Origin of the sequence: Streptacidiphilus carbonis, from assembly GCF_000787775.1 — a bacterium.
In the GTDB taxonomy this organism is placed as follows: domain Bacteria; phylum Actinomycetota; class Actinomycetes; order Streptomycetales; family Streptomycetaceae; genus Streptacidiphilus; species Streptacidiphilus carbonis.
The window spans coordinates 1-21,291 of sequence record NZ_BBPM01000092.1; the positions used below are offsets into that span (position 1 = coordinate 1).

A 21,291-nucleotide genomic window follows, 5' to 3' on the forward strand; every position below is an offset into this window, starting at 1 on the left:
CCCCCACCCCAGTACCCCGGACGGGTCTGCGCGGTCGCGGGGCACCCGGGTGGACGCACACGATGGGGCACAGGTGCGGGATCAGGAGCCCGGCCCTGGACGATGGGTGCGACGGTGGGCGGATTTCAGCTGGGTACGGGCAGGCGTACGGGGCGGCTGACGGTGGCCGGCGCCCTTCTCGCAGTGGGCACGGCCGCGGTCGTCGGGCTGGCGGCGTGCGGCAGTTCCTCCGGCAGCGCGAGCAGCAGCACCTCCTCGGCCGCGGCCGGCGCCCCCGCCACCGCGTCCTTCTCCGGGGAGGGCCCCTCCTCGCTGGCCTCCAAGGCCTCCGCCGCCGTGGCGTCCGCCTCGGCCGCGGCTGCCTCCTCCGCCGCGGCGGCCTCGGCCTTCGCCTCCTCCGCGTCGGCGGGCACCGCCGCGGTCAAGGCCGCCGCCACGGCGGCGCTGGCGAACGTCCAAGGCAGCGGCAACGCCACCGCCGACGTGGGGCTCACAGGGCTCAACCGGGACCGCACCGGCGGCCTCTACGCGGCCATCGTCAACATCACCAACCGCACCGGTGCGACCGCCAACTTCGCGGTCCAGGTCGACTGGGCGGACAGCTCGGGCAAGGTCGTCGACACCGACGTGGTGGGGGCCGCGAACCTGGCGGCCGGTCAGAAGGCGCAGCCGGTGGCGTTCAGCACCAAGCCGTCCGACCTCAACCTGGTCCCCAAGGTCGCCAAGGCCCAGCGGTACTGAGCCCCGTTCCGGCGCTGGTTCCGCCGTGCGGGTTCTTCCGCCCGGTGCAGCGGCGTGGCCGAATGGGCATCAGATATACATATGGGATAGATGGGGCACCGCCAGTGCGAGGAGCCCCCGCCATGAGTACTGCAGCAGCAGCGCCCGACGACCCGGGCAAACGGAACGTCACCCAGCGCCTCCTGGACGGGATCGAGAAGGCGGGCAACAAGGTCCCGCACCCCGCCGTGATCTTCCTGTTGCTGATCGTCCTGGTCCTCGTGCTCTCCGCGATCCTGTCGGCCTTCGGAGTCCATGCGACCTACGAGACCGCGTCCCCCGGCCCGGTCGCCGGCTCGGTGACCTATCCGCAGGGGACGACCGAGCCCACGGTCACCTACCCGCCCGGCTCGGCGCTCCACCCCGACGTGCATGTCACCATCGAGACCACGCACGTCAAGAGCCTGCTGACGGCCGACGGCATCCGGTTCATCTTCACCTCGGCGGTCGACAACTTCACCGACTTCGGCGTGGTCGGGGTGATCCTGGTGGCCATGGTCGGGGTGGGGCTCGCCGAGGAGGCGGGCCTGATCGGGGCGCTGATCCGAAAACTCGTCGCGGTCTCCCCGCCGGCCACGCTGACCTTCATCATCGTGCTGCTCGGCATCCTGTCGAGCATCGCCTCGGACGCGGGCTACCTGGTGCTGATCCCGCTGGGCGCGGTCGCCTTCAAGAGCGTCGGACGCCATCCGCTGGCCGGGCTGGCCGCCGCCTTCGCCGCGGTCGGCGCCACCTTCGGGGTGAACGTGCTGATCACCCCGGTCGACGGGATCGTCACCGAGGTCACCAACGAGGCGATCCACCTGGTCGATCCCAACCGCAGCATCGACCTGACCTCGAACCTCTACTTCGGCATCGCCTCGACCTTCTTCCTGGCCATCGTGATCACCGTGCTGACCGAGAAGTTCGTCGAGCCCGGCCTGGGCAAGTACCAGCCCCCGGCGCAGGCCGCCGCCGCGGAGGAGGAGGAAGCCCTCGCCCCGGAGGCGGAGGCCCGCGGCCTGAAGTTCGCCCTCTACGGGATGCTCGCCGTGGTGCTGGTCCTGGTGCTGCTCACGGCCTTCCCGAGCGCCCCGCTGCGCAACCCGGAGACCGGCAGCGTCTTCGACAACTCGCCGTTCATGGACAGCCTGATCTTCATCATCATGCTGCTCTTCCTGGTGGCGGGGGTCTGCTACGGGGCCGGGGCCGGGACCCTCAAGGGCAGCGCCGCCGCGATGGCCGCCATCACCAAGACCTTCGCCGGCCTGGGCGGCCTGATCTTCCTGCTGTTGATCATCGCCCAGTTCATTGCCTACTTCAACTACTCCAACATGGCCACGGTGATCGCGGTGAAGCTGGCCGACGCACTGGAGCGGGCCAACATCGGCGCGGTCTGGCTGCTGATCGGATTCGTCCTGGTGACCCTGGTCCTGGACATCATCATCCCCGGCGTCATCCCCAAGTGGGCGATCTTCGCGCCCATCTTCATCCCATTGTTCATCCGCCTCAACGTGGCCCCGCAGACCATCCTGGCCGCCTACCGGGTCGGCGACGGCCCGATGAACATCGTGACCCCGCTGATGGTCTACATCCCCTTCATCGTGGTGCTCACCCAGAGGTACAAGAAGGAGGCCGGGGTGGGCACCGTGGTGTCGATGATGCTGCCCTACACGCTGGTGGTCGCCGCCAGCTGGCTGATCTTCTTCATCGCCTGGTACCTGATCGGCATCCCGCTGGGGCCCGGGGCTCCGGTGCACCTCTAGGGCAGGGTTCGCGCAGTTCCCCCGCACCCGTGGTGGCGGCAACCTGCCCGCAGGGGTTCAGCGGCAGCCCCCAGGGGCGCGGGCGAACTGCGGGACAAGCCCACTACGGTCCGCACCCGAAGACCGCTCAGAACTCCCGCCCCTGCTCCCACGGCCCGCTCCCCAGCACCTCTCCGACCAGCACCACCCGGTGCCCCCGATCGGCGAGCAGAGTCAGCGCCCTGGTCAGCATCGCCTCCGCCGCCGCGTCCACCGCGGTCACCCGCTCGAGGTTGAGCACCACTGGCCCCGGGGCCGCGCCGACGCTCTCGCCCAGGGCGGACAGCAGCCGCTCGGCCGCCGCGAAGTCCAGCGCACCCTGGGCCGCCAGCACCCCGGTCCGTCGGTCGCCGCCGCCGTCGCCGCCCTTGCAGTCGCCGTCGTCGCCGTCGCCGTCCTCGGGGGAGCCCCCGCCCTCGGAGACGACCGTCGCCGCCCCCGGTGCGGCGTTGTGCATCAGATGCAGCCCGAACCGCTGCGACACCTCGCGCAGCGCCGCCACCCCCCGCACCGGATTGCCCACCCGGTCCAGCCGGGGACTGTGCACGGCCACCCCGAAGCGGGCCGGGGCGACCGCGACCAGCCCGCCGGACACCCCGCTCTTGGCCGGCAGCCCCACCCGCAGCATCCACTCGCCCGCCCCGTCGTACATGCCGCAGGTCGCCATCACCGCCAGCACCTGCACGGCCACCGGCTCCGGGACGACGGCCTCGCCGGTCACCGGGTTCACCCCGCCGTTCCCCAGCGTCGCCGCCATCACCGCGAGGTCCTCGACGGTGGCGCGCACCGCGCACTGGCGGAAGTAGGTGTCCACTGCCTCCGCCGGATCGCCGCGCAGCGCCCCCGTCCCGCGCATCAGGTAGGCCAGCGCGCGGTTGCGGTCGCCGGTCTCCGCCTCCGAGCGGTGCACCGCCTCGTCGACGTCCAGCCGGCGGCCGGCGAAGCGGCCCAGGCAGTCCAGGATCCGGGCGAAGCGTTCCCCCGGGCCGGTGGCCGGGACCAGCGCCGTGACCGCGATGGCGCCGGCGTTGATCATCGGGTTGGCCGGCCGCCCGGTCACCTCGTCCAGGCTGATCGCGTTGAACGCCTCGCCGCTGGGCTCGCAGCCGACCCGGCGCCAGACCTCGTCGGCGCCCAGCTCGGCCAGGGCCAGCGCGAGGACGAAGGGCTTGGTCACCGACTGCAGGGTGAAGGCGGTGTCGGCGTCGCCCGCGCGGTAGCGGTGCCCGTCCATGCTCACCAGCGCCAGCCCGAAGCAGTCCGGATCCGCCAGGGCCAGCTGCGGGATGTAGTCGGCGACCTCGCCCGCGTCCAGGGTCCGGCAGCGCTCGTACAGGCCGGCCAGGGCCTCGCTCACCACATCGACGCCGGCATCCATGTGGTGAGCGATGTGGGCATCCCCGCCGACAGGTCCTGGCGGCGGGGGTTCCTGAGGCGGCGTCATGCTCCGATCGTGCTGGAATGCATCGGCCCCGGCCACTCGGCCGCGTCCGCCGTCCGCTGCCGCACCGGCTGCTCCGCAGACCGCGCCTCCGCCCTGGAGCGGGCCCGGACTCCGGAGCCGGTCCGGGGCCGCGAGGTTGGCCAGAGCAGCACATAGGCCGTGGACAGCACCACGAAGCCCAGCCGCACCAGCCCGCGCGCCGGGTCCGAGGGGATCAGCAGGGTGCCGCCGTAGAGCGACAGCAGGGCTATCCAGCTCCACCACGGCACCAGCCGCCGCTGGCCCACCGCGTCCCAGATCAGCGTCCCCAGCAGCACCGAGGCGGTGTAGTAGGTGTAGACGCTCGGGTCCAGCAGGATCCGGGCGTCGGCGCCCAGCAGCACCACGGCCGGCCAGCGGCCGCGCAGCACCGCGAGCGCCCCCAGCACCAGCCCCAGCGAGAGCTGGGCCGGACGGTCCCAGGGCGGGGTGGACGGCGCGCTGACCCCCAGCCAGCGCAGCGAGGAGGCCGGCTGGTTGGGGATGACGAACTTGGCGGCGGCCACCGAGTGCAGGTCGCCGAGGTAGAAGGGCAGCCAGGCGACCGCGACCAGGGCGCAGCACAGCACCGCCACCCGCAGCCGCCGCCCCCGCTCCAGGGCCAGTAGCAGCGCGGCGAAGGAGAGCGCCCAGGGTTTGGCGTCGGCGGCCAGCGCCAGCCATATCCCGACCGCGGTGCTGCCGCCGCGGCTCAGCGAGTACACCGCCAGCGTGGTGAAGAACAGCGCGAGCACGTCGTCCAGGTGCGCGAACCGCACCGACACCTCCACCCACATCGGGATGAAGGCCAGTCCGGCGATGAGTATCCGCTGCTGCAGCCGCCGGTGGTTGGTCCCGGTGCCCAGGTGGTACCGGGCGGCGGTGCGGCCCACCAGGATGAGCATCACCAGGCCCAGCGCCGACATGGTCGCCTCGGCCAGCAACTGGCCGGTCTGCGGCGGGAAGGGGGCGAACAGCCGGGCGGCGAGCAGGCTCACCGGCCCGATCTGCAGCTCCGGGTGCTGGGCGTAGAGGGAGAGGCCGCCGCCCGGGGCGTCGCCGAAGAGCAGCTGTTCGCCCTGCTGCACGTAGTGCCAGGACACCCCGCCGCTCCGGGCCACCAGCAGGAACCAGAGCACGGTCCACAGGCCCAGCAACGCGTTGTGCCGGCGCAGCGGCAGGAGCCCGATCCGCCCGGCCCGGCTGCCGTAGTCGTCGCGCGCGGCTGCTCTGCCGACTCGGCGCACTTGGTCCTCTCCCGCCCGATCCACATTCGCCCGAAAGGGCGCACACAGGGTACGGGCCGCACGTAAGAGGAAAGCATGCGTCCACTACCGGGGCGGCAGGCGGGGCGGCGGTCCGGGCCGGTGGGTAGCGGTCCGGCCGGTGGGTAGCGGTCCGGGCCGGTCAGCGGGGAGGCAGGCGGCGCGTGAGCACGAAGAAGCCCCCGGTGAGTGGTCTCACCGGGGGCTCTGCTGTGGCCAGGGGCGGGGTCGAACCGCCGACCTACCGCTTTTCAGGCGGTCGCTCGTACCAACTGAGCTACCTGGCCGTGATCCCCCTCGAAAGGAGGAACACTGCGACCTCGACGGGACTTGAACCCGCGACCTCCACCTTGACAGGGTGGCGAGCTAACCAACTGCTCCACGAGGCCTCGCACAGGCGAACCTGCGCGCGGTGTAATGCGTACCCCCAACGGGATTCGAACCCGTGCTACCGCCTTGAAAGGGCGGCGTCCTGGGCCACTAGACGATGAGGGCGCTGGCCCTCCCGGCTTCCTTTCGGCCGTCGGGGACGTTCAGAAGCATATGGGATGGGGACGGGTATCGCCAAAATGGTTTCGTTCCCCTCCTGGTCGCGCCCCCGCTCGGCCTCCGTCAGTCCCCTTTCGCCCCCTTTCCCGAGGAGCAGCGTGCTTGAGATGTCACGAGAGCGGTTCGAGGAGCTGGTGGGCGAGGCGCTCGACGGGATACCGCCCGAGCTGGCCCGGTTGATGGACAACGTGGTGATCTTCGTGGAGGACGACCCGGAGCCGGGCATGCCCGGACTGCTCGGGCTGTACGAGGGGACTCCGCTGACCGAGCGCGGCGACTGGTACGCCGGGGTGCTGCCGGACCGGATCACCGTCTACCGCAACCCCATCCTGCGGATCTGCGCGACGGAGGAGCAGGCCGTGGCCGAGGTGGGAGTGACCGTGGTGCACGAGATCGGCCATCACTTCGGCATCGACGACGAGCGGCTGCACGCCCTCGGGTACGGCTGAGCCGGGCTCCGGCTCCGGCTCCGGCTCCGGGTCCGGTCCCGGGCCGGGCCCTGGGCCGGACGGCCGTGTCCTTTCGCCGGGCCGTCGCGTTGGACGGAGGAGGGCCGTCAGTGGCGGTCGCCGTACCGAACGGGAAGCGGGGCCGCGCACGGTGGGCAGCAGGGTTGATGGCGGTGGGGTGGGACTGCGGGCCGGGTCGCACGTCGGATCGCGGGCCGGATCGCGAGCCGGACGGCGGGCCGCCGCGCTCGCGGTGGGCGCGCTCGCGGTGGCGGCGCTGGCCGGGTGCACCGAGGTGGACGGGGCCGGCAGCCCGTCCGGGGCCGGCGGCCCGGTCTCCGCGGCGGCCTCGGCCCCGGGCCACTCGCAGGACGGCCTCGGCGGCCGGACCCGCACCGGGGCGCAGCACGCCGGGTCCGGCGGGTCGGCGAGCGCCGCGCCCAGCGGCACCGGCAACGCCGCGTCAGGAGCCGCGCATGCGACGGTTCCAGGCGTTCCGGGCGCGGTCGTCGCGGAGCAGACACCGGCCGCGGGCGCCACTCCCGCACAGGGGGCGGCCGCCGGCACGTCCGGCGGTGCGGGCGGGGCCGCCGGGGGTGCCGGCTCGTCCTCGGGCGGCGCGGCCGGGGGCATGACCGGCGCTCCATCGCCCAGCCCGTCCCCGTCGAGCGCCCCGGCCACCCAGCCGGTCCAGCCGCCGACCTCGGCCTCCGCCGCTCCGTCCCAGCCGGCGCCGTCCAACTCCGCATCCTGAGGCGGGAATAGAACGGGGGTGCCGTTCGCTGTCCAACCTGTGAGGCAGCGTACGGATGAGCTTGCGGTTGCCCTCGCGTCTGCTGCCCGCTCGGGCTGTTTGCGTGCAGGGTGAGCCCTAGGCTATCTTGGTAGATCGTTGTTTGTTTCATTTGCCCGGCGCTGCTGCTACTCCCATCAGGCGCCCTGGCGCGTACCGTGCACTCCGTGGCTGACCGCATTGAGGCGGTTGTAGGTGAACCCCGCGGATTTGGCGCGTGCCATATTCCGGAAGGTTCTTCATGTCTCTCGTTGACGACGACCGCTTCGCCATGCCCGAAAACGGCATCGAGGCCCCCGCCGCCACCGTCACCACGGACGACTCGATCGACTCCGTCATCGACGCCGCCGACAGCACCGACACCATCGACACCACCCCCGCCGAGCCGGCCGAGCCCGCCGAGCCGAAGATCACCTTCGGCGACCTGGGGCTGCACCAGGACATCGTCCGCACCCTCGCCAAGCGCGGCGTCACCGAGCCCTTCCCGATCCAGGCCGCGACCATCCCGGACGCGCTGGCCGGCAAGGACGTCCTCGGCCGCGGCCGCACCGGCTCCGGCAAGACCCTGAGCTTCGGCCTGCCGCTGCTCACCCGCCTCGGCGGCAGCCGCAGCCAGGCCAAGCGCCCGCGCGGCCTGATCCTGGTCCCGACCCGCGAGCTGGCCATGCAGGTCGCCGACGCCCTGGAGCCCTACGGCTCGGTGCTCGGCCTGCGGCTCAAGGTGGTCTGCGGCGGCACCTCGATGTCCAACCAGATCTACGCGCTGGAGCGCGGCGTCGACATCCTCGTCGCCACCCCCGGCCGCCTGCGCGACCTGCTGAACCGCGGCGCCTGCACCCTGGACGAGACCGAGGTCATCGTCCTGGACGAGGCCGACCAGATGGCCGACATGGGCTTCATGCCCGAGGTCACCGAGATCCTCGACCAGGTCCCGGCCGGCGGTCAGCGGATGCTGTTCTCCGCCACGCTGGAGAACGAGATCGACACCCTGGTCAAGCGCTACCTCAAGAACCCGGTGACGCACGAGGTCGACCCGTCGGCCGGCGCCGTCACCACGATGACCCACCACGTCCTGGTCGTGAAGCCCAAGGACAAGGCCCCGGTCACCAACGCCATCGCCGCCCGCAAGGGCCGGACGATCATCTTCGTCCGCACCCAGATGGGCTGCGACCGCGTCGCCGAGCAGCTGCGTGACGCGGGCGTGCTCGCCGACGCGCTGCACGGCGGGATGACCCAGGGCGCGCGCACCGCCGTCCTGGGCGACTTCAAGGACGGCTACGTCAACGTCCTGGTGGCCACGGACGTCGCGGCGCGCGGCATCCACGTCGACGACGTCGACCTGGTGCTGAACGTCGACCCGGCCGGCGACCACAAGGACTACCTGCACCGCTCCGGCCGCACCGCGCGCGCCGGCCGCTCCGGCACGGTCGTCACGCTGATCCTGCCGCACCAGCGGCGCGGCGTGTTCCGCCTGCTGGAGGACGCCGGGGTCGAGGCCACCCGGCACATCGTCGGCGGCGCCTTCGACGCCGACCTGATCAAGATCACCGGAGCCCGCTCGCTGAGCGAGGTCCAGGCCGAGTCGGTCGCCACCCAGGCCAAGCAGGCCGAGAAGGACGTCCAGGAGCTCACCCGCGAGCTGGAGCGCGCCACCAAGCACGCCGCCGACCTGCGGGCCGACGCCGACCGCCTGGCGGCCCGGGCCGCCCGCGAGCGGGCCGAGCTGGGCATCGAGGACGAGCCGGCGACGGAGGCCTCGGCCGACGCCGCTGCCGGCGGCGCCGCTGTCGAGGCGACCGTCCCCGCGCAGAGCACCGCCGTGGACGTCGACGACAGCCGCCCGGCCCGCACCTCGTCGGTGCGGGACGAGCGCAGCCGTGACAGCCGTGACAGCCGGAGCTTCGACCGCCGTGAGGACCGCGGCGGTGACCGTGGCGGCGACCGCGGTGGGTTCCAGCGTCGTGACGACCGTCCGTCCTCCTCGGGCGGCCGTTCCTACGGTGACCGCGACAACCGCTCGGGCGGCGGCTTCCAGCGCCGCGACGACCGCAGCAGTGACCGTGGCGGCGACCGTGGTGGGTTCCAGCGTCGTGACGACCGTCCGTCCTCCTCGGGCGGCCGTTCCTACGGTGACCGTGACAACCGTTCCGGCGGCGGCTTCCAGCGCCGCGACGACCGCCCGTCCTTCGGCGGCGGCCGTCCCTCCTACGGTGACCGCGACAACCGCGGTTCGGACCGTGGCGGCGACCGCGGCGGCTTCCAGCGCCGTGACGACCGTCCGGCCTACGGCGAGCGCAGCGGCCGTCCGTCCAGCCCGTACAAGAGCCGTGACGACCGCAGCGGCGGCGGCAGCAGCCGTCCCGCATTCGGCCGCCGCGACGACCACCGCCCGGCCTCCGGCGGCGGCCGCTCGTTCGGCGACCGCGACAGCCGCCCCGGCGGCTTCCAGCGCCGCGACGACCGCCCGTCCTTCGGCGGCGGCGACCGCAACAAGCCCCGCTGGAAGAACTGACGCACCCAGCACCTGAAACACTGCTGCCCCACCGGAACTCCGGTGGGGCAGCAGTGTTTTGACTGAAGCTTTACTGACGGCGAGAGCGGTTCTTGTACCGCCTTACCGGACAAAGCACCGGCACTGCATTGCTACGCTCCGCCTGATCTTGTGCACGGGGCTTGAGGGGGCTGTGGGCACTCTGGTCGGACCCACACGCGGCACCGTCGCACCACCGCGAACGCGAGGGGGGACAACCATGTCCATGGGAACGACGACGGGGCCGAACAGCCGCCGCCGTGGCGGGAGAAGCAGAGGACGACGGCCCGGGGGCCCGCTCGGCCCGCTGGTGCTGCTGCTGGCAGTGCTGTCCGCACTGCTGCTGCCGGTGGCCGGGCCGGTGACAGGAGCGCAGGCGGCGGCGAAGGCTCCGCGCGCGGGGTCCCAGGCGATCGACCCGACCATCCCGGCGCCCACGGCAGCGGAACTGGGGATGGACCCCAGCACCACCGGCGGCAACGGCTGCGCCTCGGGCGCGGGCACCGGCGGGGGCACGGCCTGGCTCGCCTACAGCGACGTCATGGCCGGCCAGATCCGACTGATGGTGAAGCTTCCCGGACTGGCTTCCCCGACCGGCAGTTGGTCCGCGACCGCGCATGTCTGGGACACCGACGGCTCAGCGTCCACCGACCTCACCAGCCTGGCGGGACCTGGCGGCACCTACGCCTACCTCTGGCTCAAACTGCCCGTCGCCGACGGCCACACCTACGGGTGGTACGCGCAGACGACCAACGGACAGGCCGCTTCGCCCGATTCGGTGAGCTGCTACTTCACCGTGGACTCCGGCCGTCCGTCGGCGGCGCAGATCACCAGCACCGACTTCCCGGCCACCGGGAGCGGTGCCGCGGCGACCAAGAGCGCCGGTCAGGCGGGCACCTTCGACCTCAGCGGTTCGAAGGACGCGCTCCCGGCCGGATGCACCTCGGCGTCGGCCCCCGACTGCGCGTCGAGCGGCCTTGCCTACTACCTCTACTCGGTGGGCAGCGAACCTGGCGTCGGAGCCCCAAGGGCGACCCCGGACAGTTGCGGAAACGCCTCGCTGAACCTCTCCTTCACTTGGGGCTCCCAGACCCTGTATGTGACCCCGGTCGACACGGCGGGCCTGTCCGGCCCGACCTCCGTCTACAGCTTCTACGTCCCCTGGCCGGCCCTCCCGCCGTCCGCGGCCGCTTCGCCGCTCCCGTCCTGCACCACCTATGTGCCGGCGACCCCGACGCGGGTGCTGGACACCCGGAATGGCATCGGCGGGTTCAGCAAGCCGTTGGGCGCGAGTGCGTCCCTGGCGCTGAAGGTGGCCGGGAAGAACGGTGTGCCGGCCACCGGTGTCGGCGCGGTGGTGCTGAACGTCACGGCGACGGGCGCGACCGCAGCCGACTGGATGTCGGTCTACCCGGACGGCCAGGCCCGGCCGACGGTGTCGAACCTGAACTTCGGCAAGGGCCAGGTGCTGGCGAACCTGGTGACGGTGCCGGTGGTGAACGGGTCGGTGGACGTCTACAACGCCGCCGGCTCGGTCAACGTGGTGGCCGACCTGGTGGGCTACTACACGACCGCGTCCTCCGGGTCGACGTTCGTGAGCGCTGGTCCGACCCGAGTACTGGACACCCGGTCCGGTACCGGCACGGCCAAGAAGCAGTTGGGTGCGGGATCGAAGATCTCGTTGCAGGTCGCCGGAGTGAACGGCGCGCCGGCGAACGTGACGGCGGTGGCGTTGAACGTGACCGCCACCGGCGCGACCCAGGCGAGTTGGATCGCCGCCTACCCGGACGGCCAGCCGCTGCCCCAGACCTCGACGGTGAACTTCACCGCGGGCCGCACCACGCCGAACCTGGCGATCGTGCCGGTGGTGGACGGGAAGGTCGACTTCTACAACGCCAACGGCTCGGTGGACGTCGTCGCCGATGTGACCGGCTACTTCACCGGTGACGCCACGGGTGCGCACTTCTACCCGGCGGGTCCGGCGCGGATGCTCGACACCCGCGACGGTACGGGCAGCGCCAAGGCGCCGGTGGGTGCCGCTGCCGCGCTCGCCGTGCAGCTCGCGGGCCGCGCCCCGGTGCCTGCGACCGGGGTCTCGGCCGTGGTGATGAACGTGACAGTCACCGGCGGGACGGCCGGCGGCTGGTTGGCGGCCTACCCGGACGGCCAGGGGAAGCCGACGACCTCGACGCTGAACTTCACGCCGGGGCTGACCGTCGCCAACCTGGCGGTCACCCCGACGACCAACGGCAAGGTGGACTTCTACAACGCCTTCGGCACGGTCAACGTGCTCGCCGACGTCGCCGGCTACTTCAGCGCCGGCTGACACCGGCCCACGGGCGCCCCGTCCCGCCGCCCCGGCGGCGACGGGGCACCCCGGCCACCGACCCATCCCGGGCGTATCGGACTGCACGGCAATGCGGTGGCGGAACCATGCCTAGATCCAGGTAGGCTTCACTCGGCACCACGCCCTGCCCCTCCTGGGACAGCGGCACAGCCGCCCGGGCCGCTAGCTCAATTGGCAGAGCTGCGGACTTTTAATCCGTAGGTTGTGGGTTCGAGCCCCACGCGGCCCACAACATGATCAAGCCCCCCACCAGGCAACTAGCCTGCGGTGGGGGCTTTTTCGTGCTCCGGGGAAGATCCAAAAGGGCCCCTGCTCGCCCGCTGCTCGCCCGAGAGCTAGGCGATCATGGATCGTTGGCCGCCTCGGGGCTGCGCTGCGCCGGCGGTGGGCGCTGGGTGGGCATGCAGAAGCCCCCGTCACCTCGGCGCGGCGGGGGCTCAGTTGGTGAAGGCCGGCGGGGCTCACGACGGATCGGGGTCGTCGCCGTCGCCTCCGTCCTCGGCCTGGACGATGCGCCGTACCTGCTGGCGGGTGTAGCCGGTCACCTCGCAGACGTCCTTCTGCAGGACGCCGTCCTTGGAGGCCTGCCGGATCGCCTCCGCCAGCTCCTGCCTGAGGATCTTTGTCCGCGTCTCGGCATCTCTGAACCGAGTCGCCAGCTGCTCCAGTGATCGCTTGTCCACGGTACCCAGTGTTCCATTCATGTCCATGGAACCTTATGTTACTTAGGCAGCGACTAGTTTCCTAGGTCATACGCTATTGACGATGGAACATAATGTTCCCTACTATGGAGATGTCGGCAGGGAACACGGCTGCAGACGCAAGCGGCCCCGCCCGGTGTACCACCACCGAGCAGGGCCTCACGGAACACCTGACTTCACCAGGAGCCCGCTGTGATCAACCTTCTCACGGTCCGCAAGACCCGCTCGGCCCGCGCAGTCCTGGCCGACTTGGCCGCCCGCATCAGCACCGTCGTGGCCGAGTTCCGCGCCACCGCCTCCGCGCCACCGCCTCCGCGCCGGTGGCCGACGAGCCCGCCGACCTGTACAGCCTGGCCGACATGCCCGAGCTGGACGTCATCGAGGGCGCGGCGAAGGAGTTCAATCGCGCCGCCGACCAGGCCCGCCGCGCAGACCGCGGCAAGCGCGCCGCTCGCAAGATCCTCGACCGCCTGCCCGCCGGCCTGTACGGCGCCTGGTCCGTCGAGCGGATCCCCTCGGGTCGGCAGACCGCGGACCTCGACGAGATCCGGGCCATGTACAAGCGCCTCGGCCTGGGCCCGGTCCCGATGAAGACCAGCGCCCCGACCCTGAAGGTCAAGCGCGTGCAGGTCGACGCCGCCCCCGCCCTGGTCGACGCCGAGCTGAGCGCCCTGGCCGGTGTCCGATGACCCCCACCGCAGCCCGCACTGCAGCCCAAGGCATCGCCGACTTCCTGCTCACCGGCGGCGACATGACCGACCTGGAGCGCCAGGCCCTCGCCGGCCTCAACGCCAACGCCGAGGCCGCACTCGACCGGGGCGCCAAGGCCCACGCCGGGCCCGGCGACGGCGTCACACTCCTCCCGCGGTACGTGGACGCCACCGCACCAGGCCGGGCACGGCCCGAGGGTCTCGTCCCGCGTCAGCGGACCGTACGGATCCCGCTCGGGGGGCCCGTCGTCGTCCGTGTCCATGCCCTGCTCCTCGGTCGGGTGGGGTGCCGGTGGATGCGCCGACGCCGGCACCCCGAGGTGTTGCCGCCCGTCGTCCCTCCACAGGCGACGGGCGGCCGTCTGGTGCCGCCCGGGTGCCTTGCAGACCAAGGCGACCCGGGCGGCGTTCCCCGTCCGGCCGCGGCACCACCGCGGGGGCCGGCCGGACGGGAGATCAGTAGAGCGACGGCAGCGCCGGGGTGTGGTCGCTGCGGCCGGCCGCGGCGGTCCGGGCGAGCGCCAGCACCGTGCCGAGGCAGGAGCGGCAGAACCGGATGTCCCAGCCCGGACCCGTACCGGCCTCGACGCCGCCCACCACGACCGTGTGCCGCTCCTGCTTGCAGCGGTCGCAGTACCGCCGCAGGTAGGTCGAGCTGAACAGCAGGCCGTCGAGGAACGCGACGTCGTCCGGGTGGAGCTGGCTCATGTGGTGCCTTCCTTGGCGCAGGCCGGACAGGCGAAGACGTTGAACGTCACGACCCGCTCGGGCGCGGAGCCGTGCTGGTGGACGCTCGCGACGGTGCCGGTGGGTATCCGGACGTCGCCGAGCATGTCCTTGCACCACACGCAGCGGGTGCCGCGGCACTGGTCCATGTGCAGGTCCCACGGATGCGGCAGCACCCTCGGTACCGGGGTGGTCAGTGGCTGCATGGGTCCGCCCGGTGTTCGGGGCAGGCGGCCACGGGCCAGCCGAGAAGGCCCCCGTCGCCGTCACCGGTGTACACGTGACCGGCGGGACTCAGCGGCGCCCCGGCGCCGCCGCAGGTGATGCAGGCGAGGCCGTGTAAGCGGGTGAGGGTGGTCGCGTCGACGGGCAGCCGCCGTACCGGTGGCTGCGGCGCTGCGGGAGCCGCAAGTTCTGCCATGACCAGCACCGTAGGGATCGGCGTTGCCGCAACGTGCCGAGGTTGCTCCGAATTGCTTCCAGGAGTGCCCGTGCTGCTCGAATTTGCTTACGCGAGGTCCAGCGCGGCCCGGGCCCTGGCGATCAGCCGGTGCGCCTGGGGCCCGTAGAACGCGGACTCGTTGAGCGTGTCCCAGATCTTGGAGAACAGGGCGACGTCAGTTGCGTCGTCCAGCCACATCTCCGTGTTCCACGTCTCGGAGATCACGAGTCGGTCGTCGTAGATCCAGAACCCGTCGCCCGGGGCGATCCGCATCGGCGCCTCGAACGGGATGATGCCGATCGAGACCGTGCTCATGCCGAGCAGACCGACCAGCCGGTCGAGCTGCCCGACCAGTACATCGGGACTGCAGATCAGCACCCGCAGCGCGCCCTCCCAGATCAGGGCGTGGAACTCGCGGCCGGGCTCGTACAGGGCCTCCTGGCGCCGCATCCGGGCGCTCACCGCGGGCTCGACGTCCCGGGGCGTGCCGCGCAGCTCCACATAGCGCGTGAGCACAGCCCGCGCGTACTCGGCGGTCTGGAAGACCCCGGGGATCACCCCGAATTCGGCGCCGCGCATCACCCTGGTCCGCGACAGCTCGGCGATCCCGGCTTCCTGGCGGGCCCGGTGGCCGCTGGACAGTTGGCGGCGCCAGGAGCGGTATCGGGTCTCGAATCCGCGCAGCCTGCCCTTGAGCTCGACCGCGGACTCCGGGTTGCCCACGCCCTGCGCCCAGGCCTCCAGGTCGGCGATGCTGGGCGTCTGCTTGGCGTTCTCCAGCTTGGACACCTTCGAGGGCAGCCACCCCAGCGTGCGGGCCAGCTCACGCCCAGTCAGGCCGGCCTCGGTGCGCAGCTCTCGGAGCCGCGCACCCAGGGTCATCCGGGCCTGCTGGAAGTCGGTGCTCACACCGACGAAGGTACCTGCGCAGCGAAGTCGCGGGCTGGGATCGCGAAGTGCTGGGCGGCGTCACGGATCTGACAGCCCTTGAGCACCTCGGCCGGGTCCTGGGTGAGGGCCATCCCGAGGGAGCGATCGCCCTCGAAAGTGAAGATGCCGATGGTGCTGGAGTCGAACAGCCAGAAGTCGTATTCCGGCAGCCCCTGGCGCCGGGCGCTGCGCCGGTCCAGGTAGCGGATGTCTTCCCCGGCGTCGACGCTGTCGAGCACGTCGGCCAGCAGGAACCGCTGGTAGTCCGTCGGGGGGTCGTCGACCAGCCGCACCCTCCCCACGGTCTTGCGCTGGGCCGTCAGGTCGCGCATCAGCGTCAGCCAGGGCCGGGCCGGGTCGGACACCTCCTCGCCCCGCAGGAAGGCTTGCAGGGCTTCGCTTTCGGCTGCGACGCCGTAGGCCCGTCTGGTCTCCCAGCGCCAGGCCGTGTGCTCGAAGCCGTCGCGGAAGAACTCCGTGATGGCGGGGCCGCTGATCAGGTCGTGCACGCCGGCTACTCCTTGGGCGCGAAGCGCGTGAGCAGGGATCGCGGGATGACGACGAACGTCTCGGAGTCCTTGACGTCCTGCAACTGCTCCAAGGCCTCGGGATCGGTGAGGCGGTCGCCCTGGACGACGATGTCGCCGGTCTCGGTCTCGTACAGGGTGGGGCAGTCGCCATCCTTCGACGTGGTGCCAAGGAACGTGAGCTTCACGGTGATCACCTTTCGCTCGTACCCGGATCCGTCACCGGGCTGCTGCGCACCGTAGCGCCGACCGGGCGCGAATCAGAAGACCGCGAATCCGGGAACGGCGAGGCACCCCGCACCGACTGGTGGGGGCGCCGGGGAAGCCGGGTCAGGCCGGGGCGCTCGACGGTGCGAATCGCCTCGCCTGAGCTCCAGTGACGCGGTTGATCACCACGATGAGGAGCACGGCGCTAGCTATGTACACGACCTCAAGGACGATGGTGATCGCTGGGCTGACACGGACCATGCGTCCAGTCAGTGCCACGAGAATCGTGACTGTAACGCTGTAGCCGACGCGCGCCGTCCACCAATAGTTGATGAGCCGGATCCCGGTGTGATCAGGAGCTTCGGGGTGGCTCGCCCTGTGGATGTCCAAGACGATGCGCCGCGGTCGCCACCACATGAGCAGTGGCGTGAACCAGGCGCCCACAACCCAGCCGGTGGAATAGGTAGCCGCGCCAGGGGCCAGGATGTCGGCGTTGGTACGGCAGCGGCGCAGCCAGAGCAGGAAGGCAATGACGGCGCCAAACACAGCAATGGCATTTAGTGTGCTGGCCAGCGAGTAGAAGGTACTTGACCGCGTGACGCCGTTGACGACAACCGTGCGGTCCCAAATCCCGGAGGCCGCCCTCGCCGGCTCGACGAGGGCGGCCAGAGCCAGGGCGATCTGCGCGTTGCGTGCCTGAGTCACTGCATCAACAGGCGTGGTGCCATCGACTGCGGCTGGTAGAGGTCCTGGCTGTACTGCGTCGGTCATCGGTTATGCCGCTTCTGTTGATGTATGCCCACTCGACCTTGCGAGAAAGGCGGAAGCGCATCCTAGAGCAGGACTGCGCGCCCAGTCGCAGGCCCTCATGCAGGGCGCCCGGAGTAACGGGTCGCCCGCTACGCCGCTCGCGGGGGTCCTGGCATGGGTCGAGTGGGGCTCCCGCACTCGTTCTCAGTAGTTGCTGGGGGCTTGTCCGTAAACCTTGTCTATGCACTGCGTGGTCTGGTCCTCGGGGTGGTTGAGGTTGCACCAGTTGACGACGCGCGCCTGACAGACATCCGGCCGCACCGTCGGGTCGTCGAACTGGTACCACATGCACGTGGGGACCGGGGTGTCGCGGGTGATGTCTGCTAGGCACAGGCTTCCGATGATCAGGATTCCGACCGCGAGCAGAACGTGTGCCTCGGTGCTCCACAATGACGGCCTCGACCATCCGCGAGACGCCGCCTGCCGCTGCAAGGCGTCGCGCAGGTACCGCTGGGCCCCGGCAGGATCAAGCTTCATGGCAGGACCGTACCGGCAAGGGGGACCACTCACAGCCCGGTGCCGTTGAGCGGGTTCTCCTCCAACTTGTCGACGTCCTCGAAGTAGCCGAGCAGGGCCTTGCTGCCGTCCTTCCAGCCGCCGTGCCAGTCGGTCCGCCCGTAGGCTGCCCGGCGGGGCCCTGGCATGGGTCGAGCAGGGCCTCCAACCTGATCTTTGTGCGATGTCACCCGTGCCTCTGCCCGGTCCGTTCAGCTGCTGCGCAACCAGGGGTCCACGCCGGTCTCGCGTAGACGGTGCTCCTCGCGAGCGTGCAGAAATACGGGCCCGTCCGGATCGAACCCGCCCATCGCGTCGTGGATCCCCCCTGTGACGAAGCCGGCAAGGAAGTCGGCCATGCCGCAGTCGTAGTGCACCCACTCGCCGTGCCGCTCCAGCACCAGGACTGTCCACTTGTCGGGGTCGGCATCGGCGGTGTCCCAGAAGGCATGGTCCGCGCTGCAGTCCGTTGCCCAGGAGATGCGCCGGGTCACCTCAGGCGGTAGATCGCTGGGGTCTGGGCCAAGAAGCGCCAGGCCGTCGAGGGTCAACTCCGACAAGGACAGCGCAGAGCCTGCCTCCGTGGGGGTCTCGAACGGGACACCGATGTAGAGGGAGTTGTTGATTGTGCCCCCGCCGTACACCGTGACGAAGTCGCGGTAGTCCGAAGGCAGCCGCCCCCAGCGCTGCTCGGCCTGGCCCCAGTCGACCACGTCGCCAGCACCGGCCTGCGGTGGCATGAGTTCGACGAGTCTGGCAACGCTGGGATGCATCAGGGCCTCCTGCAGCCGCGGGGTTGGCGAAACCCTACGACACCGCTATCAGTTGCCCGGGACACGGGCGACCGGTCGGCAGCCATGCCGCGTGCGGGAAAGCTACCTGCAGTGACCCGGCCGCCCGCTGGCTCGCTCACCGTCCATGACCTGCTCCTGCCCCGCCCCGGACCGCGACCTGTGCCCCGACTGCAGGGGGTGGGGCTTCCAGGCCGGCACCACCGGCGAGGACCGGACGAAGTGCCCGCGCTGTCGAGGCCTCGGCGGACAGGAGCCGGACGACCTGGAGTGCGGCGTCTGGGGACTGCACCCGGCGCGGTGAAGCGCGGTTCCGGGCGCCGACAGCAGGTTCCCCAGTTGCCTGGCCCGAGTTATGGTCTCCCGCAGCGCTCGGAACACTTGCAGACAGCGGGGGAAGCATGAGAGACAGCCGGCCGAATCCGCGACAGCAGATCACGTTCGACGTGCAGATCGCCACCGGACTGCTCAAGCCTCTGCGGTCCGGTGTGATCAGCATCAGCAACGGCACCCTCACCCTCGCCGGACGCGACGGAACCATCGCCAGCGCCCCGACCGCCGAAGTCCACTGCAAGGGCGTAGCCACGACGCGCCTCACCGTCGCAGGCAGCAGGTACTACGTGCGGTTCGCCCCGGGCGGCCTGAGCGCGGTCAAATCCACGCCGCCGCTGTTCCTCGGGGACGTGAAGTCGGTGTACCGCCTGCTGCGGGACCTCATCGAGCAGGCACAGCGCCATGCCGCCCAGTCAGGCTCCGGCCCCGCTGACGACACGGTCAAGCCCCGGACGGGTGGGCTCAGGCGCGTCGGGGATCTGCGCACACAGCCCGGGAAGAGCAGGCGCAGCGACCTCGGCTGACTGAATGCAGCAGCGCCCCGCACGGTCAGGTGCGAGGCGCCGGCTGCACGGGATCAGGCCGGGGTGATGTTCTCGGCCTGCGGGCCCTTCTGGCCCTGGGTGATGTCGAAGGTGACCTTCTGGCCTTCGAGCAGCTCGCGGTAGCCCTGGGCGTTGATGTTGGAGTAGTGGGCGAAGACGTCGGCGCCTCCGCCGTCCTGCTCGATGAAGCCGAAGCCCTTTTCGGAGTTGAACCACTTCACGGTGCCACTGGCCATGCTGGTCTCTCCCTGACAAGCGCAGCCAACACACCCGCCGACTGCGGGCGCAGTACCTCGGCTGCTGATGATCAAGGCTACCGGGAGGGGAGAACTTGGGCCAGGAGCGGGTCTCGCCCGCTAGATACAGCCCAGGCGACGCCCCGGTCCAGGTGCGGTGCATTCCGAGGCATATCCACTCCTTCGGGTAACGGTTTCCGAGACCGCCGTACGGGTGGCTGCTCCGTCTCGGTAGTGTCACCGCGCACCCACGCGGCGGATAGTGGGTCACGCCATGGCAGGCTGGGGATACCGACAGAAGGAGGTGGCGGGGACATGGCATATTCCACACAGATGGCCGCAGCACTATCCGGCGCCACCACAGGACAGCTTCGCAGCTGGCGAACCGACCGCGGCAAGGGTCCATTCCTTCAGCCCGAACTCGCCGTCCGCCCCCGCGCCGTCTACTCCTTCCGCGACGTCCTGGCCCTGCGCGCCTTCGCCCGCCTGCGCGAGCAGCGCTCCCTACAAGCTCTGCGGGCTGCCGTTGGGACTCTGCGCCAGCTTGGCGAAACCGAGCACCTGTCGCCGTACAGCCTCGTCGCCGAAGGCAAGACCATCGTGCTCTACCAGGACGAAGAGCACGGCACCGACCTGCTCAAGCACCCCGGGCAGCAGGTTATCGCCACGCTCGCCGACATCATGGAGCCCTTCACCCCACGCCCCGGCGTCGTCGTCCCCCACCTGCTCCACCCGCGCGAGCACGTCACGGTCGACCCGGAGACCCAAGGCGGCCAGCCCGTCATCACCGGCACCCGGGTCCCCTTCGAGGAAATCGCAGCGCTGATCCGCGACGGCGTGCCTCCTGAGCGCATCGCCGACTACTACCCGTCGGTCACGGCAGCCGCCGCCAGGGACGCGCAGAGCTTCGCGGTGTACGTCGACAGCTACGCCCCGGGTGGGCGCGCGGCCTGATGCGCATACTCGTTGACGAGAACTCCGCCGTGCAGCTGGTCGAACTCCTCGGGCTGTTGCTGCCAGCACGGCACCAGATCGACCACGTCACGCGCATCGGCTGGTCCGGTAAGAAGGACATCCCGCTGCTGCGGGACGCGGCGAGCAAGGGCTACAACGTCTTCCTGACGCGGGACAAAGCACAGCTCGACAACCCGGACGAGACCAAGGCCATCATGAAGGCCAAGATCCACCATGTGCGTTACAGCCAGACCGTCGACGGCCTGATCGGTGTCGGCCTGTCCATGGGCGCGATCGCAGCAGCGATGCCCCTGGTCATGGTGGAGTTGGAGAATGCCGAGACCCAACGTCTGGTGAAGATCAGACGTTTGGATCACGCGCCGAGGTCACGCTTCGAGATCCAGGACCCGCGCAAGCGCCAGCCGAAGTACTGGAACCATTGAGCCTGTCGGTCGGGTGCACCTTCGCTAGATCGGAGTTGCTCCTCCCACGCGGTTCGGCCCCTACCAGGCATGCCGTTCGCAGGACCGTCTCCGTTGGGGGTCGACGGCCTGTAGGGGGCTGGACGCCGACCTGGCTTCCGCTCGCCGTCAGGGCGCTGCACGCCGTACGCCCAGCCCGGTGGAAGGCGTTTGCCCTGGTCCGCCGAGATCGCCTCGTACGTCGCGCAGTGCAGTCTGACAGCAGCGTCTTCCGCCATGATCAGATCGACGTCGAAGGGGCCAACCTTGAGGATCGGGCGACGCGTGTCGTCGGAATACGTCCATTTGAAGTCGACGCGAAACGCTTCGGCAAGCTCATCCGGCTGACGATTGATGGCCTTCACCTTCGGTTGCTGCAGCCGACCCATGCCCTGGGTGTATTCGTCGAAGTGCTCGATGATGTCCCTGGCATCTTTTCCACCTGGGAGTGCGCTGTCGAAGTC

Annotated in this window: 24 protein-coding genes and 4 tRNA genes; 12 read left to right on the top strand and 16 right to left on the bottom strand. The window is 70.7% G+C overall.

The genetic code is table 11. The annotated features are described in order from the left end of the window. Positions 1 to 102 precede the first annotated feature (102 nt). Positions 103 to 741, top strand: coding sequence for a hypothetical protein (locus TR46_RS42930; protein WP_052433403.1), 639 nt, complete (start codon positions 103 to 105; stop codon positions 739 to 741). A gap of 122 nt (positions 742 to 863) precedes the next feature. After that, positions 864 to 2,525: an AbgT family transporter gene (locus tag TR46_RS35750; protein WP_042410843.1), complete on the top strand. Its 1,662-nt coding sequence runs from the start codon at positions 864 to 866 to the stop codon at positions 2,523 to 2,525. Between the two features lie 127 nt (positions 2,526 to 2,652). Here TR46_RS35750 and glsA read toward each other — a convergent pair whose 3' ends face one another. From glsA to TR46_RS35775, 5 genes are all read right to left on the bottom strand, one after another. Then, positions 2,653 to 3,942 carry a glutaminase A gene (gene glsA / locus TR46_RS35755; RefSeq protein ID WP_063770745.1) on the bottom strand — a complete coding sequence of 430 codons (1,290 nt, stop codon included), beginning with the start codon at positions 3,940 to 3,942 and terminating at the stop codon, positions 2,653 to 2,655. A 62-nt stretch (positions 3,943 to 4,004) separates the two neighbouring features. Beyond that, entirely contained in the window at positions 4,005 to 5,273 is a 1,269-nt protein-coding gene (locus TR46_RS35760; protein WP_063770746.1) for a hypothetical protein, read from the bottom strand. Positions 5,274 to 5,504: 231 nt separating this feature from the next. Then, positions 5,505 to 5,578, bottom strand: a tRNA-Phe gene (locus TR46_RS35765). Positions 5,579 to 5,606: 28 nt separating this feature from the next. Beyond that, positions 5,607 to 5,680 (bottom strand) — tRNA-Asp (locus tag TR46_RS35770). 33 nt (positions 5,681 to 5,713) lie between these two features. After that, positions 5,714 to 5,786 (bottom strand) — tRNA-Glu (locus TR46_RS35775). A 152-nt stretch (positions 5,787 to 5,938) separates the two neighbouring features. On the opposite strand from TR46_RS35775, the gene TR46_RS35780 reads away from it, so the two are divergent. The 5 genes from TR46_RS35780 to TR46_RS35800 all read left to right on the top strand — a co-directional run bounded on the left by TR46_RS35780 (position 5,939) and on the right by TR46_RS35800 (position 12,188). Then, positions 5,939 to 6,289: a metallopeptidase family protein gene (locus tag TR46_RS35780; protein ID WP_042410845.1), complete on the top strand. Its 351-nt coding sequence runs from the start codon at positions 5,939 to 5,941 to the stop codon at positions 6,287 to 6,289. Positions 6,290 to 6,467: 178 nt separating this feature from the next. Continuing rightward, positions 6,468 to 7,043, top strand: a complete 576-nt coding sequence (locus tag TR46_RS41920) for a hypothetical protein (RefSeq protein WP_052433404.1) — start codon at positions 6,468 to 6,470, stop codon at positions 7,041 to 7,043. A 280-nt stretch (positions 7,044 to 7,323) separates the two neighbouring features. Beyond that, positions 7,324 to 9,594, top strand: coding sequence for a DEAD/DEAH box helicase (locus tag TR46_RS35790; RefSeq protein ID WP_042410847.1), 2,271 nt, complete (start codon positions 7,324 to 7,326; stop codon positions 9,592 to 9,594). A gap of 328 nt (positions 9,595 to 9,922) precedes the next feature. Beyond that, positions 9,923 to 11,938, top strand: a complete 2,016-nt coding sequence (locus TR46_RS39005; protein WP_063770747.1) for a hypothetical protein — start codon at positions 9,923 to 9,925, stop codon at positions 11,936 to 11,938. 177 nt (positions 11,939 to 12,115) lie between these two features. Then, positions 12,116 to 12,188, top strand: a tRNA-Lys gene (locus TR46_RS35800). 232 nt (positions 12,189 to 12,420) lie between these two features. On the opposite strand, the gene TR46_RS35805 is transcribed toward TR46_RS35800, so the two are convergent. Continuing rightward, a complete protein-coding gene (locus TR46_RS35805; protein WP_042410849.1) occupies positions 12,421 to 12,642 on the bottom strand; it encodes a hypothetical protein in 222 nt (73 codons plus the stop codon). Positions 12,643 to 12,980: 338 nt separating this feature from the next. Here TR46_RS35805 and TR46_RS35810 point away from each other — a divergent pair, with 338 nt between their 5' ends. Continuing rightward, positions 12,981 to 13,349, top strand: coding sequence for a hypothetical protein (locus TR46_RS35810; protein ID WP_052433405.1), 369 nt, complete (start codon positions 12,981 to 12,983; stop codon positions 13,347 to 13,349). Between the two features lie 477 nt (positions 13,350 to 13,826). Here the strand turns inward: TR46_RS35810 and TR46_RS35815 are convergent, their stop codons facing one another. From TR46_RS35815 to TR46_RS35850, 9 genes are all read right to left on the bottom strand, one after another. Continuing rightward, the gene (locus TR46_RS35815; RefSeq protein WP_042410850.1) at positions 13,827 to 14,078 is read right to left on the bottom strand and encodes a hypothetical protein; all 252 of its coding nucleotides are present in this window, start codon (positions 14,076 to 14,078) and stop codon (positions 13,827 to 13,829) included. Beyond that, the gene (locus tag TR46_RS35820) at positions 14,075 to 14,302 is read right to left on the bottom strand and encodes a hypothetical protein (protein WP_042410852.1); all 228 of its coding nucleotides are present in this window, start codon (positions 14,300 to 14,302) and stop codon (positions 14,075 to 14,077) included. The genes TR46_RS35815 and TR46_RS35820 overlap by 4 nt, the downstream gene beginning before the upstream one ends. Positions 14,303 to 14,604: 302 nt before the next feature. Beyond that, entirely contained in the window at positions 14,605 to 15,447 is an 843-nt protein-coding gene (locus TR46_RS35825; RefSeq protein WP_042410854.1) for a helix-turn-helix domain-containing protein, read from the bottom strand. Then, positions 15,444 to 15,977, bottom strand: a complete 534-nt coding sequence (locus TR46_RS35830; protein ID WP_042410856.1) for a DUF6879 family protein — start codon at positions 15,975 to 15,977, stop codon at positions 15,444 to 15,446. The genes TR46_RS35825 and TR46_RS35830 overlap by 4 nt, the downstream gene beginning before the upstream one ends. Positions 15,978 to 15,982: 5 nt before the next feature. Then, a complete protein-coding gene (locus tag TR46_RS35835) occupies positions 15,983 to 16,183 on the bottom strand; it encodes a hypothetical protein (RefSeq protein ID WP_042410877.1) in 201 nt (66 codons plus the stop codon). A gap of 142 nt (positions 16,184 to 16,325) precedes the next feature. After that, positions 16,326 to 16,973 carry a DUF4328 domain-containing protein gene (locus TR46_RS35840; RefSeq protein ID WP_084719230.1) on the bottom strand — a complete coding sequence of 216 codons (648 nt, stop codon included), beginning with the start codon at positions 16,971 to 16,973 and terminating at the stop codon, positions 16,326 to 16,328. A 183-nt stretch (positions 16,974 to 17,156) separates the two neighbouring features. Further along, a complete protein-coding gene (locus tag TR46_RS35845) occupies positions 17,157 to 17,489 on the bottom strand; it encodes a hypothetical protein (RefSeq protein ID WP_042410858.1) in 333 nt (110 codons plus the stop codon). A 29-nt stretch (positions 17,490 to 17,518) separates the two neighbouring features. Further along, entirely contained in the window at positions 17,519 to 17,656 is a 138-nt protein-coding gene (locus TR46_RS41925; RefSeq protein ID WP_174505189.1) for a hypothetical protein, read from the bottom strand. A 63-nt stretch (positions 17,657 to 17,719) separates the two neighbouring features. Continuing rightward, positions 17,720 to 18,280 (bottom strand): SMI1/KNR4 family protein, encoded by a 561-nt coding sequence (locus tag TR46_RS35850; protein WP_042410860.1) that lies wholly within the window; start codon positions 18,278 to 18,280, stop codon positions 17,720 to 17,722. Positions 18,281 to 18,699: 419 nt separating this feature from the next. On the opposite strand from TR46_RS35850, the gene TR46_RS35855 reads away from it, so the two are divergent. Continuing rightward, complete coding sequence (locus TR46_RS35855; RefSeq protein ID WP_042410862.1) at positions 18,700 to 19,155, top strand: hypothetical protein; 456 nt, start codon at positions 18,700 to 18,702, stop codon at positions 19,153 to 19,155. Between the two features lie 53 nt (positions 19,156 to 19,208). On the opposite strand, the gene TR46_RS35860 is transcribed toward TR46_RS35855, so the two are convergent. After that, a complete protein-coding gene (locus TR46_RS35860; protein WP_042410864.1) occupies positions 19,209 to 19,412 on the bottom strand; it encodes a cold-shock protein in 204 nt (67 codons plus the stop codon). A gap of 315 nt (positions 19,413 to 19,727) precedes the next feature. Here TR46_RS35860 and TR46_RS35865 point away from each other — a divergent pair, with 315 nt between their 5' ends. From TR46_RS35865 to TR46_RS41930, 3 genes are all read left to right on the top strand, one after another. Next, positions 19,728 to 20,366, top strand: a complete 639-nt coding sequence (locus TR46_RS35865; RefSeq protein ID WP_042410866.1) for a DUF433 domain-containing protein — start codon at positions 19,728 to 19,730, stop codon at positions 20,364 to 20,366. Next, positions 20,366 to 20,809, top strand: a complete 444-nt coding sequence (locus tag TR46_RS35870) for a PIN-like domain-containing protein (protein ID WP_042410868.1) — start codon at positions 20,366 to 20,368, stop codon at positions 20,807 to 20,809. Before TR46_RS35865 ends, TR46_RS35870 begins: the two co-directional genes overlap by 1 nt. 227 nt (positions 20,810 to 21,036) lie before the next feature. Beyond that, positions 21,037 to 21,291: hypothetical protein (locus tag TR46_RS41930; protein WP_152626900.1), on the top strand; the 255-nt coding region annotated here is incomplete at its 3' end.

Bases quoted from the DNA above. Each gene is read 5' to 3' on its own strand.
- TR46_RS42930 (WP_052433403.1), top strand. From the start codon at position 103: ATGGGTGCGACGGTGGGCGGATTTCAGCTGGGTACGGGCAGGCGTACG.
- TR46_RS35750 (WP_042410843.1), top strand. From the start codon at position 864: ATGAGTACTGCAGCAGCAGCGCCCGACGACCCGGGCAAACGGAACGTC.
- glsA (WP_063770745.1), bottom strand. From the start codon at position 3,942: ATGGATGCCGGCGTCGATGTGGTGAGCGAGGCCCTGGCCGGCCTGTAC.
- TR46_RS35790 (WP_042410847.1), top strand. From the start codon at position 7,324: ATGTCTCTCGTTGACGACGACCGCTTCGCCATGCCCGAAAACGGCATC.
- TR46_RS35815 (WP_042410850.1), bottom strand. From the start codon at position 14,078: ATGAGCCAGCTCCACCCGGACGACGTCGCGTTCCTCGACGGCCTGCTG.
- TR46_RS35820 (WP_042410852.1), bottom strand. From the start codon at position 14,302: ATGCAGCCACTGACCACCCCGGTACCGAGGGTGCTGCCGCATCCGTGG.
- TR46_RS35840 (WP_084719230.1), bottom strand. From the start codon at position 16,973: ATGACCGACGCAGTACAGCCAGGACCTCTACCAGCCGCAGTCGATGGC.
- TR46_RS35845 (WP_042410858.1), bottom strand. From the start codon at position 17,489: ATGAAGCTTGATCCTGCCGGGGCCCAGCGGTACCTGCGCGACGCCTTG.
- TR46_RS41925 (WP_174505189.1), bottom strand. From the start codon at position 17,656: ATGCCAGGGCCCCGCCGGGCAGCCTACGGGCGGACCGACTGGCACGGC.
- TR46_RS35850 (WP_042410860.1), bottom strand. From the start codon at position 18,280: ATGCATCCCAGCGTTGCCAGACTCGTCGAACTCATGCCACCGCAGGCC.
- TR46_RS35855 (WP_042410862.1), top strand. From the start codon at position 18,700: ATGAGAGACAGCCGGCCGAATCCGCGACAGCAGATCACGTTCGACGTG.
- TR46_RS35860 (WP_042410864.1), bottom strand. From the start codon at position 19,412: ATGGCCAGTGGCACCGTGAAGTGGTTCAACTCCGAAAAGGGCTTCGGC.
- TR46_RS35865 (WP_042410866.1), top strand. From the start codon at position 19,728: ATGGCATATTCCACACAGATGGCCGCAGCACTATCCGGCGCCACCACA.
- TR46_RS35870 (WP_042410868.1), top strand. From the start codon at position 20,366: ATGCGCATACTCGTTGACGAGAACTCCGCCGTGCAGCTGGTCGAACTC.